Source organism: Chthonomonas calidirosea T49 (assembly GCF_000427095.1).
Lineage (GTDB): Bacteria > Armatimonadota > Chthonomonadetes > Chthonomonadales > Chthonomonadaceae > Chthonomonas > Chthonomonas calidirosea.
Genome location: NC_021487.1, coordinates 767,255 through 784,047 on the forward strand (window position 1 = coordinate 767,255; position 16,793 = coordinate 784,047).

General features: G+C 53.0%; 11 protein-coding genes. 5 read left to right on the top strand and 6 right to left on the bottom strand.

Annotation, left to right across the window (positions count from 1 at the left end):
* Positions 1–15: 15 nt before the first annotated feature.
* Both CCALI_RS03345 and CCALI_RS03350 read right to left on the bottom strand, forming a co-directional pair.
* On the bottom strand, positions 16–2,370 hold the full coding sequence (locus CCALI_RS03345) for a glycoside hydrolase family 127 protein (RefSeq protein ID WP_016482063.1): 2,355 nt from the start codon (positions 2,368–2,370) through the stop codon (positions 16–18).
* Positions 2,360–4,588, bottom strand: a complete 2,229-nt coding sequence (locus CCALI_RS03350) for a glycoside hydrolase family 2 protein (protein WP_016482064.1) — start codon at positions 4,586–4,588, stop codon at positions 2,360–2,362. The genes CCALI_RS03345 and CCALI_RS03350 overlap by 11 nt, the downstream gene beginning before the upstream one ends.
* Before the next feature lie 355 nt (positions 4,589–4,943).
* On the opposite strand from CCALI_RS03350, the gene CCALI_RS03355 reads away from it, so the two are divergent.
* From CCALI_RS03355 to CCALI_RS03370, 4 genes are all read left to right on the top strand, one after another.
* Positions 4,944–5,585, top strand: coding sequence for an anthrax toxin lethal factor-related metalloendopeptidase (locus CCALI_RS03355; RefSeq protein ID WP_016482065.1), 642 nt, complete (start codon positions 4,944–4,946; stop codon positions 5,583–5,585).
* 108 nt (positions 5,586–5,693) lie between these two features.
* The gene (locus CCALI_RS03360; protein WP_016482066.1) at positions 5,694–6,740 is read left to right on the top strand and encodes a WD40 repeat domain-containing protein; all 1,047 of its coding nucleotides are present in this window, start codon (positions 5,694–5,696) and stop codon (positions 6,738–6,740) included.
* A gap of 6 nt (positions 6,741–6,746) precedes the next feature.
* Positions 6,747–7,532 carry a type III pantothenate kinase gene (locus CCALI_RS03365; RefSeq protein WP_016482067.1) on the top strand — a complete coding sequence of 262 codons (786 nt, stop codon included), beginning with the start codon at positions 6,747–6,749 and terminating at the stop codon, positions 7,530–7,532.
* 115 nt (positions 7,533–7,647) lie between these two features.
* Positions 7,648–9,318, top strand: a complete 1,671-nt coding sequence (locus CCALI_RS03370) for a glycoside hydrolase family 44 protein (protein WP_016482068.1) — start codon at positions 7,648–7,650, stop codon at positions 9,316–9,318.
* Positions 9,319–9,398: 80 nt separating this feature from the next.
* Here the strand turns inward: CCALI_RS03370 and CCALI_RS03375 are convergent, their stop codons facing one another.
* The 4 genes from CCALI_RS03375 to CCALI_RS03390 all read right to left on the bottom strand — a co-directional run bounded on the left by CCALI_RS03375 (position 9,399) and on the right by CCALI_RS03390 (position 15,616).
* Entirely contained in the window at positions 9,399–11,975 is a 2,577-nt protein-coding gene (locus CCALI_RS03375) for a hypothetical protein (RefSeq protein ID WP_016482069.1), read from the bottom strand.
* 32 nt (positions 11,976–12,007) lie between these two features.
* Complete coding sequence (locus tag CCALI_RS03380) at positions 12,008–12,370, bottom strand: ASCH domain-containing protein (protein WP_016482070.1); 363 nt, start codon at positions 12,368–12,370, stop codon at positions 12,008–12,010.
* 117 nt (positions 12,371–12,487) lie between these two features.
* A complete protein-coding gene (gene argS, locus CCALI_RS03385; protein ID WP_016482071.1) occupies positions 12,488–14,341 on the bottom strand; it encodes an arginine--tRNA ligase in 1,854 nt (617 codons plus the stop codon).
* Between the two features lie 39 nt (positions 14,342–14,380).
* Entirely contained in the window at positions 14,381–15,616 is a 1,236-nt protein-coding gene (locus CCALI_RS03390) for a DUF1385 domain-containing protein (RefSeq protein WP_016482072.1), read from the bottom strand.
* A gap of 203 nt (positions 15,617–15,819) precedes the next feature.
* Between CCALI_RS03390 and CCALI_RS03395 the strand changes: the two genes are divergently transcribed.
* The gene (locus tag CCALI_RS03395) at positions 15,820–16,764 is read left to right on the top strand and encodes an AAA family ATPase (RefSeq protein ID WP_016482073.1); all 945 of its coding nucleotides are present in this window, start codon (positions 15,820–15,822) and stop codon (positions 16,762–16,764) included.
* Positions 16,765–16,793 lie beyond the last annotated feature (29 nt).

A 16,793-nucleotide genomic window follows, 5' to 3' on the forward strand; every position in this document is an offset into this window, starting at 1 on the left:
GGTGCCGTTTCCTACCTATCTCTCTTTCAACACCGACTGCGATGGGGATGCCTGACGGCGCACCTCGCATCGGAAAACACCCCCTGCAATCGCCCCGGGGTGCGCTTGAAAAGTAACCGTGATACTCTGTTTTCCGCGCGTCCAATCGAACGGAATAGGGTAATCTACCTCAAAGAAAGCGCCGGGGTGGTTGTGAAGTAGTGTCTGAGTAGCTAACTTTTGCCCATTCACGAGGATATCGAAAACGCGTTCGCCCCCCTCATCTCCCCAATACATGCAAGAGAGCACCATCGGCTGGTCGGGTAGCACTTTTAACTGCCAGGAAAAAGAGCCGGTACCGTCGCGCCACTGCCCTCCATTAAAAACACCGGTGTTGCTGTCATGCGCTTGCAAATGATGGGCCTGCTCCGAGTTCACGTCGCCGGGCTGAATCCTATCTACAACCAGAGCATCTCGCTGAGCTCGCTCCACCATGGCCGCTTTAAATTGAGCGTATTGTGGGCTACCCTTGTCCATCAATCTCCAATAGACTCCATAAGCCTGATGAATCACCTTGTAGAGTGGAATGAAGGTGATCGTCGGATCGGCTCCGACGCTCTTATATACTAAAGGCAAGCCGGCAACAGGGCGTAGCATGGGCATGGAACCGCCGTTGACAGGGAAATAGCCGGCTGCTAGAGGCATGCCGTGCGCATCTAACAGGTAGGTCTCTCGCACCTCTGGCGTGATAATGCCGGCCAAAACGATCGGTCCCACCGTGAAGGCCACCATGTCCTTATCATCCGGCATAGGTACGGTGTGAAGTGGCATGGGCATCATCATCTTAACCGTATCGCCGTCGCGCCATACCCGCTCCACAGGGAGATACGAACCCGGTTTTACGGCAGACCTGAACGGTCTCCCATTTACCCACACCCGATAATCTGCAGTTGTCCAAGCGGGCACTCGAAGGTAGAGCGTCAGTTTTGTGGGGGTATGTAGATGAAATAGCAGCTCGGTAGTGTCTGTCTCAGGGAAGGTCGTTTCCTGAACGAGACGAAGGCCCCTTTGCCGCCAATCTAGCTCCGATGGAATAAAGAGATTGACATAAAGAGCATCCGAGCTATGAAAATAGATACTGTCGTTCAGTTTCGCAAACGATTCGACCCCGGTGCCGTAACAACACCAAAACGAATGGGTTGGCGTCCCCCACTGCTTCACACTACCGGCTGCAAGCGGCGTGTAGTAGATCATCATACCAGTCTGAGGATCTTGGGCTTCGAGAATGCCATTGTAGAGGGCTCGCTCATAAAAATCAGCGTACTTTTCATCTGCTGTCCAGGTGAATAAGGTACGCGTGACCTTCAGCATGTTATAGGTCGTACACGTCTCTTGATTATTGGAGACAAGCGTATTTGCTAATCGGTTCGGCGGGCCCCAGTATTCTCCTGCATTGCTTCCACCAGTGGCATAAGAGCGTGTTTGCGTCACCAGATCCCAGAAATAGCTAACAATGGAGCGGTAGGTCGGGTCTCTGAACAGCTCATAGCGCCTCGCTGCCCCCAATATCTTTGGAATATGGGTGTTTGCGTGGATACCGGTGAGATCATCATGATGAAGAGCTAGAGGCCCTAAGAAAGAGGCTTGATCGAAACGATGGGCCAACACGAGATCGTCCGGATTGTGAGTCAGTGTATAAAGCCGGTAGAGCACTGCCGGCATTCCACCAAACTCCACCTGCAGCACCCGATCCATCTGCCAGGGGGCGAGACGGTCGGTACGCTTTTTGAAGTAGGCCGCCATGCGCTCCGCCACCCGTAAAGCCTGCTTATTGCCGCAAAGCGTGTAGGCATCCACCAGCCCGGCCATGATCTTATGAATGGTGTAGTAGGGTGCCCAAACCGGTTGTCCCGCTTCCAACCTATCGAAGAAAGAGGTCGGAAAGGCAGAAAGATATTCGCCTCCCAACGCTTCCTGACACTTTGCCAATTCGGCCACCAAGTAGTCCACACGTTGCCTGAATGCCTCATCCCCTGTCGCTCTATAAAGCAAGGAACAGGCGGAAAGATAATGCCCCACAAAGTGGCCGCGCAGCTCGCAATCGGGCGATTCCCAGCCGCCCAATGGTCGCCCCGGATGTGGCAACCCTGCATTGACACGAAAGTTATAGAGCAGACGGTTCGGATCGAGGGAGAGCAAATAGTGTGCGTCGGCCTCACGAGCTGTGAGGAATGGGCTTGGGAGCAACCGCACATCGCGCATATCGAACGGCTGAACGATCCCTGGCCAGAAGGAGCGCGGCAGCATCTTCGCACCGCATACTGCCGCCGCCCCTCCTAAACCCACAGTCGCGCACAAAATGCTGATAGCGCAAAGCACTCTACTTAGCATGCGCCGTCTTCTCCACCTCACTCGCCTCTCCAACAAACTCCACATCCACATACTGACCTCCCGTCGTCTGGTGGCAGTGCACCGCAAGTAGATTTGGTCCAGGATGCAGGGTTTTTAGGGCCTCCGGACGTATCGGCACGACCTCATACTCCGTCAAAAAGCCCGGTTCCTCAAATGCGAGGACACCGTTGATATAGACCTGCACATCCTCATCGTGATGGATAAGCAACAAAGGATGCTTTAGGAGATCGGCGTTCAGGTCTACCGTGCGTCGCAACCAAATATCGTCCGTATTCCATTCAGTATGAACGATGGCTCCTGGAGTACCCTGGGTGCCGAACCCTGCCGGCCCCTCTTTCCATCCCGAGTCGTCGAAGCCTGGCAGGAACCACCCCTCTCCCGGGCTCTTGGTAGTATATCTCCAAAGGATGGTCTTTGTCAGCACGGCAGGCTCTGGAAAAGGAGGTACGTTATCGAACTTACCTTGGTTCACCTCCGTCATGATTTTCGGGTTCATCTTGATCTCTGCACGATCATAGGTCATGATCCCATTGCACTCTGTCTCCACATCGCTCAACTGTGTGTAAACAGCTGCGCACAGCCCCGGATTTTCGCGTAGCTGCCACACCTTTTGCAACAATTGAGCGTAGCGCAACGTGAGCATCTCGCGATTAGGAAGCCCCTGATAGCCCCAAGATTTTTGTGACCAAGTGTGCCCTTTTATCGCAAAACCAAGCCCGCCAAACTCGCCGAGAACGGCCGCACGATGTGGTTCCGGCTTCGGACTACCCGGCCCTGGATAGTTATGCATGTCAATCACATCGCCAACCCCCGCATCTGTCCATCCACTCGCATTATCCACTAGACGAGAGGGGTCCAGCTTTTTTATCATGGAGACAATCTGCGGCGTATCAAACTGTCCCCATCCCTCATTAAACGGCACCCACATGATGATGCAGGGATGGTTCCAATGCGTCCGGATCATCGCTTTGAGCTCGTTTTCGAACTCCTGATCGCGTTGAGCCAGCATCTCCGGATCCAAATTCGCCGGGCGACTGGCGCTGGGCATGTCTTGCCACACCAGGATGCCAAGATGGTCGCAAAGAGAGTACCAAACGTCTGGTTCGACCTTCACATGTTTCCGTAAAAGGTTGAACCCAAGCCGTTTGATCGTCTCCAAGTCGTAGCGCATAGCAGCCTCGCTCGGCGCCGTGTAGAGTCCATCAGGCCAAAACCCTTGGTCTAATAGACCTATTTGAAAAATCGGTTTGTTATTTAGCAAGATACGCGTAATCCCCTTTTCATCCGGCCCTATCGAGATTTTGCGCATCCCGAAGTAACTCTTCACGGTGTCCACAGCGCCGTCGGCATTGCGCAACGTCACCGTGAGCCCGTAAAGGAACGGCTCGTCTGGGGACCACAACTTCTCATCGGGAATAGATAGCGTTAGCTCCGTATTGGGCGCCCCGACACCTCTCGCCACCACATGATCCTGCTCCGTTGCCTGTGCTTCAACCTCATAGCCCGTTGTGGGGCCGTTAACGAACACCGTAAGGTGAAGTTGAGCACGGTCTATATCGGGGACGATCTTGAGATCGGATATATAGGTAGAGGGTACCGGTTCAAGCCAAACCGTTTGCCAAATCCCTGTGGTCGGCGTATACATGATGCCGCCGGGGTGCAGTGTCTGCTTTCCATGAGGCTGTAGTCCCCCCTCTTCGCCGTCCGTCGGATCATAAACAGAGACCAGCAGGTCTTGTGGTCCACTCGATTTTAGCGCATCGGTGATATCGAACGTAAAGGGATCGTAGCCCCCTCTATGCGTGCCGACCTTTTTCCCATTGACCCATACGTTCGTCTCCCAATCTACAGCCCCGAAATGCAACAACACACGTTTTCCATGCCAGCTGGACGGCACCTCGAAAGTGCGGTGATACCATACGCGCTCACTTGGCAAGACCGAGCGCATGACTCCCGACAGTGCCGACTCTATCGGGAAAGGCACCAGAATACGGCCGTCAGCCGTCCCCGACCAGGCAGCCTCCTTTGGAAGGATAGCATACTCCCAAAGCCCATTGAGATTCTGCCAAACGCTCCTCTGCATCTGTGGACGCGGATACTCAGGGTGATCGTTGGTTGGCGATACCGAGTCGGTCCAGCGCGTTTTCAGAGGGCCCGGGGCCGCATGCCATTCCTCCCCTCTCACACAGCTCTGCATGAATATCCCTCCTAAAAAGATAGTCAATGTACATAGGATCTTGACAAACCAGCAGATCGCACGATCCATCGCATAGGCTCCTTGACTCGATGAAGTTTTCGGACGACATCCCGTACGGTGAGAAGTCACTTGGTAGAGAATACCTAAAAAGTATTCTTTTCCATGCAACCTTTCTATATGTTGCGAATAAAAATTAGTCGTCGAACCCCTCATTTCCTTCTGCACCCTTCATTTTCCACCCGCCCTTAAGCTGAGTTCGCCTATAGCCGAAAATAGACACACCCTCTGTTGTTACGGGGATTGCTCTTTGCTGAGAAAGCATGCCCACTTTTGAGGACATTGGAAGGATAAGACAATGATAGCGCGAAACCCCATAAAACACCTCTCTATGGGAACGATTTTCATGGCTGCTCTGTTGGCTAGCCTAGTGGGAACGAAAACGGTCTCTGCCGAACTCCGTTTCTACGATGATGCCCCCCATGCCAGCACGTGGCAAGCCTTCTACAGCCAACTACCAGCTATCTGGAAAACCGATAAGATCATCATTGTGCAAGAGGTCTCTCATCAGCAACTTGCGCAGATTTTTAAAGAGACCTATGGCTATGTGCCTGCCAATGTTAACGACATGGATGGCTGTTATCAGTTCGGTGGTGAGCGGATAGATGCTGACGCTACTATCAGCATCCTAAATACACTTCATGGAGATGCTGCTATCGAGGTATTTGCCCACGAATACGGACATTTCGTCTGGGATCAGCTCCTCGATCGAGCCCAAAGAGCGGCTTATCGCCAGCTTTGGCAGCAACAAAAAGCGCAACATCGTCTCGTAACCGGCTATGCTGCGACCTCCCCTGAAGAGGGTTTTGCAGAAACTTTCGCTTACTTCTTTTGTAATCGTAACGAGCTTCATGCCAAAGACCGCCCTTCCGAAACTTTCCTATCTGCGCTTCTAGATACGCCGGCTGACAAAAAACAAGTGGCGCAAGCCACTCCTTGACTCCTATTAGGGAAAACGACATAATATAAAAGTCCATTCCGAGGCCGGTACTCTCCTCTGTACCGGCATTATTTGTGGCCTTTATGCTCTGAAAAAGGAGAAAAACTCGTGCGAAACCTTTTGGGTTTTATTGCCTTTTGCCTCGCGGCTCTGGCGCCCATCTTTGCAGCCGCGCAAGTCTGGAGTCCTGATGCCAAACAGCTGATCATCGAGAGTGCGCCCCCCTTACGCCTCGACTTTACTTCAGCATCTGCAGCCGTAGCACCTACCCCCACTCCTTTGTTGCCCAATAACGCATCGGGCTCTCGATTCGCCTTCTCTCCAGATGGCAAAACGCTTGCCTATCGTAATGGAAGTGGCGACCTTGTCCTCATGAACCTGGCCGACGGCAAAACAATCACCCTTGAAAGCCACCTAGAGGCGCCCGTCAGCTGGGCACCGGATTCCAAAACGCTTGCTGCGGTCTGCCGCAACGAGGCTGGACAACTTATTCTGCACATAGACTACCGCGAAGGGGGTTACCGCATAAAGCCCATTACACTCCCATTCCACAACCTAGCCGACACCTGTCAGCCCGTACAGTGGGTACCGGAAACCGATAACGTTCTCCTAGCCGGTGGTGATGGAACAAAGCGAGACCTCTGGATGGTAGACGCCGGCATTCCAACCCAACTGACACAGACAGGCGATGTGCTTGGTTTTCAGGTTTCGCCCGATGGTAATCGCGTGGTCTGGATACGTCGTAGTCCTAATACTCACTACATTCTGTTCTCGCTCTACGAACTTATCATTAACGCACGGAGCCTGCGTAAGCTCGATTTTCCTAGCCGCTTGCCGCAAGTCAATCCAAACCCACATGATGCCGTAGATGCGGTGACACAGGTTGTTTTTTCGACTGACCTGTCTCATATCGCCTTCACCTCCGTTCAGCACAAGTCGCCCACCACCGTAACGGTTTGGCTTACCGACATCAAAGGAAGCATGATACAGAAGATCACAACACTTGCTTCCCCTTCAACGGCCCTACCCTCCTTTTCACCCGATGGACACTTGCTTGCTATCTTTGGAAAACAGCAGCAAACTCCTGTGCTCGTTCTCTTCGACCTTCAAGCGAACCTCGGCCGCTCAATAACGCTGAACTCACCAGGACAGTAGCTCGCCATGCTGCTTGCACTCGATGTCGGCAACACGAATATCGTCTTTGGGGTCTACCCAAACCACCAAGACGCTATCATTGGCCCTTGGAGGCTTCATACCGATCGCGACCGCACAGCCGACGAGCACGGCGTGCTGATCAAAGCGCTGCTGGAACACAATGGACTGCATCTTAGCGACGTCAAACATGTGGCCCTATCAAGCGTCGTTCCCACTATGAACGACACTTTGGTCGAGTTGTCGCAGCGCTATTTTGGCGTACAGCCTTTTATTGTCACACCTCACGTTCAACTCGGCATCTCCATCCACTACTCGCCCCTCTCTGATGTGGGAGCCGATCGCCTCTGCAATGCAGTGGGAGCCTTTGCCCGCTACGGTGGCCCAGCGATCGTGGTGGATTTTGGAACAGCTACCACCTTCGATGTCATTGCGCCTAATGGCGACTATTTGGGGGGAGCGATCCTGCCCGGCATCGGCATCTCGATGGATGCGCTCTTCCGCCAAGCCTCACGGCTTTTCAGGGTGGAGTTTGTCGCTCCCCCCAAAGCTGTTGGAACCAACACAGTTCACGCCATTCAAAGTGGTCTCGTCTTCGGTTATGCGGGCCAGACCGATGCTATGGTGGAAAGAATACGGAGCGAAATCGGGCAGAATGCTCGTGTCATCGCCACAGGAGGCCTAGCAGAGCTGATCCACAGCGCAAGTCGAACGATCGAGATCGTAGATCAGTTAGTTACTCTTGATGGGCTTCGCATTTTGTTTGAGCGAAACAAGCCTGACGATTCATCATAAGTAGGCCCATCTTATTCGGGAACCAATAGAACAGAAAAACCTGTTTCTATAAGTAAAGCGCTTTACTTACTGTCGCATGATCGTCTCTAAACCATTCCTCAACAAGGAGGTAATAATGTCTTCACGAAAACGTTCCGCTGCTCAAAAGCAACTGCTTTCACGACGAGCTTTGATTACCGGTGCCATCGGTGGGTTCGTCGCACCTCTCGCCCTTCAGATCCGCCCTCGCTCTCAAGGACCGACCCTACAGGTCAACGTGCTGATGAACCGACATCCCATCAATCCGCATATCTACGGCATCAACGAATATGGCGTTGACCCCGACCTTGCTAAAGAGATCAGACTGCCGGCAACCCGATGGGGTGGAGACGCCACCACCCGGTATAACTGGCAGGTAGATGCCTCAAATGCTGGTGCAGATTGGTTCTTCATGGCCGGTAACGGTAAAGACAATCCCGTGCCGGGTCAATCCTCCGATGAGTACGTACAAAAGGCGCTCTCAATAGGAGCAAGCCCCATCATCACCATCCCTATCATCCAGTATATCAATAAAGTTTCCCAGTGGGACTGCTCTTTCCCGGTCTCCATCTTCGGCCCGCAACAAGCGGTCAATCCCTACGTCCATCCTATCGTCAACGGAAAACAGACCGACGCCGGCAACGGCATTCGCCCCGATGGAAGTCTGATTACCTTAACCACCGACCAGATCTTGCGCATTCACATTGTTAACACCCCCGACTTCCAGAAAACGTGGATACGACACCTCGTTCAAAAGTTCGGTACCGCTGCACATGGAGGAGTACCGATCTACCAAATGGATAACGAGCCGTTTGGATGGTCGAACACTCATCGCGATGTCCATCCTCAGCAGCCTACCTACACCGAGATCGTCGAAAGAACGATTCCCTTTGCAAAAGCTGTGAAAGAGATAGATCCAACAGCCAAGGTTCTTGGCCCGGGGGATTTCGGCTATGCGGCCTACCGAGGATCACCCGAGAAGAATCCAGGCAATCTCTGGAACGTCCAGTACTATCTGCAGGCGTTGCATCAGGCCTCGGAACAAGCCGGTGTGCGCTTGCTCGACTACCTCGATGAGCATTACTATCCTACAAAAGATGATGGACTTCCTAACGACGACAACGATCCCGCAGTCCAGGCATGGCGCCTGCGCGCTACACGATCGCTTTGGGATCCTACCTACGTGGAAAAAGACTGGATAGGAAAGTACTTCGGACCTATTGCGCTCATTCCCTCTATGAAGAAGTGGGTAGGCCAGTTCTTTCCAGGATGTAAAATCTCCATCACCGAGTATAACTTTGGTGCTCTCAACACCCTCAACGGGGCACTAGCACAAGCAGATGTGCTCGGCATTTTTGGGCGCGAAGGATTAGATCTCGCCACACTATGGGGCTCCCCTAAAGCATCGGACCCCGGTGCCTATGCTTTTCGTATCTACCGCAACTACGACGGAAAGGGCAGTGCCTATGGAGATATATGGGTACATTCTGTTAGTGCTAACCAAGATCAGCTTGCCGTCTATGGAGCCCAGCGTTTGAAGGACCATGCTTTGACGCTAGTGGTCATCAATAAGACAGCAGATGATTTAACCAGTCCACTTCAACTCACCGGCTTTTACCCCAAAAGCACAGCGGAAGTCTATCGCTACAGCGGTGCCAATCTGCAGGCCATCAAGCGCCAGCCTAATCTCGCTGTTTCCCATAATGGCTTCCAGACCACCTATCCCGCTAACTCTATAACGCTCATCGTACTTCATCCTAAAGAGTAAAAAAAGCTCATAGCGAGGACAGCCCTAGACCTCTGTCCCCTTTGGGACAGAGGTTTTTTTAAGTCTTCAGCCAAACCAGTCTACTTCGCCTCAACCCCGATTGTTTTCAAGAACTTAGGCATGTCAGAAGCGAGCAAGGGCACGGGGCGTATCGTGGTGCGCGGTGTAAACGGCAAGGACGATGGCGTAATTAGAAGCGCATCAATAGAGAAGGTATAAAGCTTTGTCTCCGACGCCGGATCTGCAATCTTGATCGAAAGCGCATGCGATCCCTGCGATAGGGATGCTCGACCTAGGTAAATCCAACCAAAATACCCGCTAAGATAACGAGGCCCCACAGGTGTGGCCGTTGCCGGAGGCTGCGGGGGCTGATGATCAATGTACCAGGTGAAAGGAGACGTTTGCGGCCCAGGAACGGTGCCGGCAAGCCAAATATCGTAATCGCCGGTCGCACTTACATCGAAAGTGTATCTTGCAGCGTACTCATGAATGATCTGTAAAGGCTCTTCAGGAGTTGAAAGACGCAAATAGGCCCCGCCGGAGGCGCCTGCATTCTGTGCGGTCTCAGTAAAATTGTCTAGTGCCGGGTTCTCGCCCTCGATCCAAATGTAAGGGCTAAGCGCCGCTGCTAGCCCTTCCACTGCAGGACGCACTGCCGTATAGGCCCCTAGATAGTCCTTGCGCCGAAGAAGCATCTGTGCCTGATCGCGCTGTAACTCTCCAAGCGCCCGATCGGCCTTACTGGCATGAGGCAACAACATCGTTACTAAGGTTACCGCATCCGTAGCGGCCTCCGTGGGAATTGGGCTTTCCCCCACGCCGGTAAACACGAGCGGCACATTCGCAAAGTGCACTTCGATGAGGTCCTTTCCCACAATTTTAATTGGAACAGGGGCTCCATCCGGTGTAAAGGCCCGCGCTACGTGAGGATCCGGCACTTGGAGACGAACCACACGAGGCCCTAAAAGTGAAACCAATACCGTCTCTGCTCCGCTAGGGAGGTGGATGGTATAGCCACTAAACGAAGGCCACCAGTCATCAAGTATCCCCTGAACTGGAGCCGGCACCCAAAACACCGACTCGTCTCCGGGCACCTGCCCAGTAAACGCAGGGCCTGGAGCTTGAAAGGGATAGTACAGCACTCGAGGAGTCCGCAGAGCCGCAATCGGCGAATCGGTGAGCGCCTGCGCTGCCCTCTCTATCCAATCGAGATGATCGAGCGTTACCCCAGTCACGAAGAAGCCCTTAAACCCGAGGTTTTGCAGACTTGCCAACTGGCCTACCAGATCGGTGTAGGATGCGTAGCTACCGGCAGTGATAGCAGGTACTCCGATGAGCCATCGTGGAGGACGACTGAGCGAAGCCAGACTGTAAAGAGGCGCCATCGAGCGATTTAGGGAAGGAGGTACTGCAGGCGAAAAGGTTGCTGCCAATCCGTCGGGAGGAGAGGAATCGTCAAGCGAGACATTCGAAAGGCTTTGCAGCCCACCGCTATAGACAACCGGCACGTCGGCCACATAGCGCTGCAACTCATCGGCAATTGTTTTTAACGCATATCGGAGGGTTTGGGTACGCCAATCAGAAAAATCGTCCCACCAAGTGGACAGAGTGGGTTGTGTTACACGGTAGGTATTGCCTGTAGTGGGGTCGTAGAAATAGGGAAAACCGCGGCCAAGCGACCATAAAGGAATGAGACGCGCCATCTCCCGCAGAGAGGAAAAGCTTTTCGAGAGCTGCCATTTGGTTGTCAAAGCATCAGGCGCGCCATATTTACGAGAGAGGTAGCTCTCCCAAGATATTCGAAACATCTCCGAGTTGGGCACCATAAAGAGGGCCTCGTCGCTGAAACCAAGCGTTGGGCCAAGCGGATCGAGAAAAAAGCGTAGGCCCGCCCCAAAATGAACTTGCCGTAGCAAGTCTAGAAGGCGATCACGATAGGCATCGAACTCGCCCCACACGTCCGGCAGACCAACTCCGTCCGCATCCCGATGGAGCTTCAAGAGAGGCACTAGTAAGGCCACGGGATGCGCCGTGCCATGAAAATCATCCAAGGAGATGCTTGCTACCCCCCTATTGATCGTCGCCATACCAGCCCCAATAAGCCTGCTATCGGCGGCTGCATCTACAACAAAGTAGGCCGCTGCTTCCGCATCGCTCACCTGCCACAAAGCCACATTTCGGTTTGGATCATCAAATCGGTAGACCGCCGGGCGCACCTCAAAACCGGTGAGTGGCTGCTCTAACCCCCTCCCAAACCCGATCCCATAATGCAAACCTCTTGCCTCCATCGCATCGATAAGCCGCTGTAACGCAGAAGGAGACACGTCCACAAGAGAGTCTGGCGGAGTTATCAGCACATCGGTAATGCCGTGTGCCTTCAGAGCATCGAGATAGGCTTCATCTGAATGCCAGGCGGAGGGACTCCCCTCCTTGAAAGAGACAGGAGTGAAGGCAACACCCACGGGCACGTAGGGCACATGGTTCCAGTTCAGTGCGTTACTTGCCGTTACTTGCCATGTAAATGCTGTAGAGGAAGCTGCGGGCCGAAAGGTTCCTGTACGAAAGCGGTCAGAGCTTACCGCCTGTGCACGTCCGTAGGAGCAGGAAAGCTGCAGAAAAAGAAAACCGATGACACCTAAAAGAGAGAGTTTTTGCATAACGATCCTAAATACCGCATAGAACCCCTTCCTTAAGTAGGTAGCGGGTACTCTTCTATCGGTGAAAAGTGCACCACCGTCACCGTGTCTTCGACGGAGATGTCGCTCGAATAGATGCGCCTAAGAAGCGCCACAACATCGTCCACAGAGCGAAACTCTGGGTTCTCCTTTTGAATCTCCCTTGGGGAGAGAGCATCTATCGTCTTTACCTCAACTCTATCCAATATGGCAGTGAAGAGCTTTTGACGCTTGCCAAAACGCGGGCCTATCGTCACCCAAACGATCATTCCGGCTTTGTACTTATCGGTCTTATCTCCAAGACGAATCGTTACTGTTTTACGACCGGTACGTAAAGCCTCCTCATAGTACTCAGAATAGAAGTTGAGCGCATACATAGGGTATGAGATATCCTCTTTGTCCTCTTCAACGGTTTCTAGAGTCTACACTGCCTGCTCTCGAAAGGGTTGGCATTCTTCAAAGACGGCATGTGAGCCTAAAGTTTAGCACAAAACTTAAGAGCCGTCAATTTCCTGCACCTCCTCTGTCATGTTGTTCTCAGCACGCTCCATTCGTTCTGGTGCGGAAACGCCCAGCAAACCTAACAGATTATTCAACACGATTCGAGCGCAGTTCACTAATGCCAGTCGCGCCTGCACAAGAGAAGGCTCCGGCTCCCCCTGCGAATTGGGCAATACCCGGCAGTTCTCATAAAACAGGTTCAACAGGCTTGCTAAATCCATCGCGTAGCGTGTTAGGCGATGAGGAGCAAAACGCTCTGAGGCGGTTGCTATCTCCTCAGGATAGTCGGCCAGCTTCCGTAAAACGTCCAGCTCTCTCGGATGAGTCAGCAGTTTTCGATCTACTCTGGCTGCCGGCAATACGGCTATGCCCATCTCTTCCGCCCTTCGCAGAATACTACACAGCCGTGCATGGGCATACTGCACATAGTACACGGGGTTCTCATTCGATTGACGCTTGGCTAGCTCTACATCTACTGTCGCGGGAGTCTCATACGAGTTCAGGAGGAAATAGAAGCGTGCCGCATCGCGACCGATCTCGTCTACAAGGTCTTCCTTAAGCTCGATGATCGCACCTTTCCGTTTGCCTCCAATAATGGCCTCTCCATCGCGCACCAGAGAGACCATCTGTGTAAGAATAATGTACAGCCGATCGACAGGATACCCAAGGGCAGCCACAGAAGCACGCAAACGCGCGACGTAGCCGTGATGATCGGCCCCAAAAATATCTACTAGGTGGGTAAAACCGCGCTCAAATTTGTCTCTATGATAGGCCGCATCCGCTGCGATATAGGTGGCCTTTTCGTTTGATCGCACCAGAACCCTATCTTCATCATCGCCAAAGGCCGATGTCTTCAACCAGAGAGCGCCGTCCTTTCGGTAGGTATATCCACGCTCCGTGAAGATTCGTATGACCTCATCTACCGCGCCCGATTCGTAGAGACTGCTCTCGAAGAACCAACGATCAAAGAAAACCCCAAACGCTTCCAGCGCTTGGCGTTGTAACTCCAAGATAATGCGCAGTGTAGCTTCCCGAAAATACCGATTTTTCTCTTCTGCCTGGCTATTCGTTGTCTCCTCCTCTCCTAGCAGCTCCTTAACAACTGCGCTCTCATACCGATCTCCGACCTCATCCACAATACGTCTGGCGATGTCGCGCACATACTCACCCAAGTAGCCGTTTTTAGGGAAAGGAATGATCGGCTTACTCGCATCTCCAAGCTGAGGCTCCGCCTCAACGTCTCCTTCCGGCATAGCGATGGGATAGCCAAGCTCTTGTAGGTAGCGCACCTTCACTGTTTTTGCAAAAAGCTCCAGTTGAAGCGAGTTGAGCGCATCGTTTACATAGAACTCCCGATGCACTTCAGCTCCCTCCGCGGCAAATAAGTTCGCCAAAACATCGCCTAACGCCGCCGCGCGACCGTTCACAACGCTGATCGGGCCCGTTGGGTTTGCGCTAACAAACTCCAACAGGATCTTCTGACCAAGACGCGCTTGAGAGCGCCCGTAGTCTCTCCCTAACTCCTCGATGCGCAATAGGGTACTGTAGAGCCAATCAGGATTCAAAAACAGGTTAAGAAAACCTGGGCCTGCCACCTCCACGCGTTCAATGAGCTTATCGGGGTCCTCAATATACCGCCGAATGATCTCGGCGATCGTGCGACTGTCTGCCATACCGGCGGATTTACGCAGCGTCAACGCCAGGTTGCTCGAATAGTCCCCGAACTGCTTCGATGGAGGCATTTCGAGTTTTACCGTAAAATCATCTGTCGTCAGCTTTAGCTCACCGGCCTCGCGCGCTGCCAATACGGCTCGCTTGAGGATGCTTGCCAGTTTTTCCGTAATCACCTAAGAACCACTCCTCAAAAAAGATAAGACGAACGCCCTCTAGCGCAAAAATGCGCTTAGAAAGGGTATGTAAGAGACAATGAAGGCGATGATTCCCATTCCAATGAGAGCTTGTAGCAGCCCCATACACCATATTTTTCGGAGGATATGCGGCCGCGTTGGATAGCTCTGTAAGTAGCGCTCAATAAGCTCGTTCCCGGCCCGAATGCCCTTCTCCAACTGATGCTCACTCGCAGGGCGCGTGGTAAACCATAACTGTAGAAACGCTCCGACACGACGCCATGTGAAGAGCGTCACCAGGCCAGCGATCACGATAGCACCCTCCTGCAACCAGGGGAAGCAACTGGCCAGCTCTGCCACGAAGGCAAAAATTCCCATCGCCGCCACGAGATTGGTGCCACAGCGAGGGTGTACCCGAGGCATCCTCCGGACGACTGGCACCACAAGAGGTTCGCGGCGCTCAATCGCATGAACCGTTTGGTGCTCTGCCGCATGATAGCCCGCTAGCACCGAAAATCGCATCAAGAGGAGATAAGGCAAAATAACGACGCTGCGCACACATACCGCACAGGCCGACCACCATGGATGGGCATCCTGAAGCGCTGCATTCATATCGAAAACCCAGTGAGGAACAAATGGGATCCAAACGGCCAACCGCTCGAGACCCCAACCAGACAGCCATAGGCTTCCAAAAATCAGTAGGCCCATAAAAGCCCCTGTTGCTATAAGAGCGATATTAGATGCTCCTGCCTGGATTCGGCCATCGGTAAGGTAGACCCCAAACGGCGTGGCCATTCCCCCAATGGGTGGGAGTTGCGGACGCAACATCGGCTCTGGGAAGAACAGATCGAGAGGATGAAGGTAGCCAAGGCAGTACCCCTCTTTATCTACTACCGGCAAGGCCGGTAGACTTCGGTCTAAACGGTTACGCCAACGCTCGCGTAATGTCTCTAAAGGGGTCTCTGGTGCAACAGTCTCCTCAGCGGGCTGAAGAAAGTCGCTCACGGAGGCCCACCTTGCCTCATCGTCTAATCCCCTCTCTCTGACATAACGCAACAAAGACTCGCGCGAAACCATGCCCATGAGATGGCCGTCAAGCGTTACCGGTAAAGCCTCCACACCATAATTCCGCATAAGATGCAAAGCCCGCTCTACGCTATCTTCAGGAGCCGGTAAAGGTCCCTGACGCAATAGGCCTCTCAGCGTCAGCGGCCAGCTTCCTTGGGTTGCCACAGATGTATCTTGAGCTAAAAGCCTAGCATCACTATCTGACATGGAGATCTATCATCTAAAAAAGCGATTAGCGCCGATAGGAGCGGCGCTTTAAAAAATTATACCTCATGAAGCCCCACTGAAGAAGAAAACTTGCCTTTGCAATTCGTATCGGAGTATATATCTCTGCCAGATCTCTGTAATGTGTAGGCTCAACCTATCCTCGTCGTAAGACTGACTACAAGAACTTCAGAAAGGGTTGCAACTTGACACCTGAGGACATTGCACAAAAAGCCCGCCAGATCGCCAATGCCGTAGAAACAGCCATTATCGGCAAAAGTGAAGTCGTCGAGTTGGCACTTGCCGTGCTGTTAGCGGAAGGCCACCTGCTCATTGAAGATATCCCCGGTGTGGGCAAAACCACACTCGCTAAAGCGTTGGCACGGGCTTTGGGCATCTCCTTTAAACGCATTCAGTTTACGCCCGACCTCCTCCCTGCCGATATCACCGGCTCTTCCGTCTATAACCAAAAACAGGGAGAGTTCGAAGTGCGCCCAGGCCCGCTCTTCGCAAATATTGTGCTCGCCGATGAGATCAATCGAACCACTCCCAAGACCCAGGCCGCACTGCTTGAATCGATGGAAGAACACCAAGTTACCATTGATGGCAACTCGATTCCTCTTCCTTCTCCTTTCTTTGTCATCGCCACCCAGAACAATGTTGAAATGGCCGGAACCTATCCTCTCCCCGAAGCTCAACTCGATCGCTTTATGGCGCGATTGGCCATGGGCTACCCCGATCGCGCGGCGGAACGGCGCATCCTATCCCAACAACAACATACCCGTCCCTTAGAGCAGATCGAACCCGTTACGGATGCTGCAGAGATTGTCGCCATTCAAAAACAGGTACGTCAGGTTCACGTAGATGCAAGCCTTCAAGAATATGTGCTAGATATTGTAAACTATACACGGAATCAGCCGCAAGTTATTTTGGGGGCGAGTACTCGTGGCGCCCTGTGCCTCATGCACGCTGGGCAGGCGCTTGCAGCGATAAGAGGCCGTACCTATGTGAAACCGGACGATATCAAAACGCTTGCAGTGGCCGTGCTCGCCCATCGTATTACCGTAAGGCCGGAATACCGCCTCCGTGGCATAACGCCCCAAAGCTGTGTCGAAGAGGCCCTGCAACGCATTCGTGTGCCGGTTGATTAAAGAGCGCTTCGTTGAGGAAGGTGGATAGC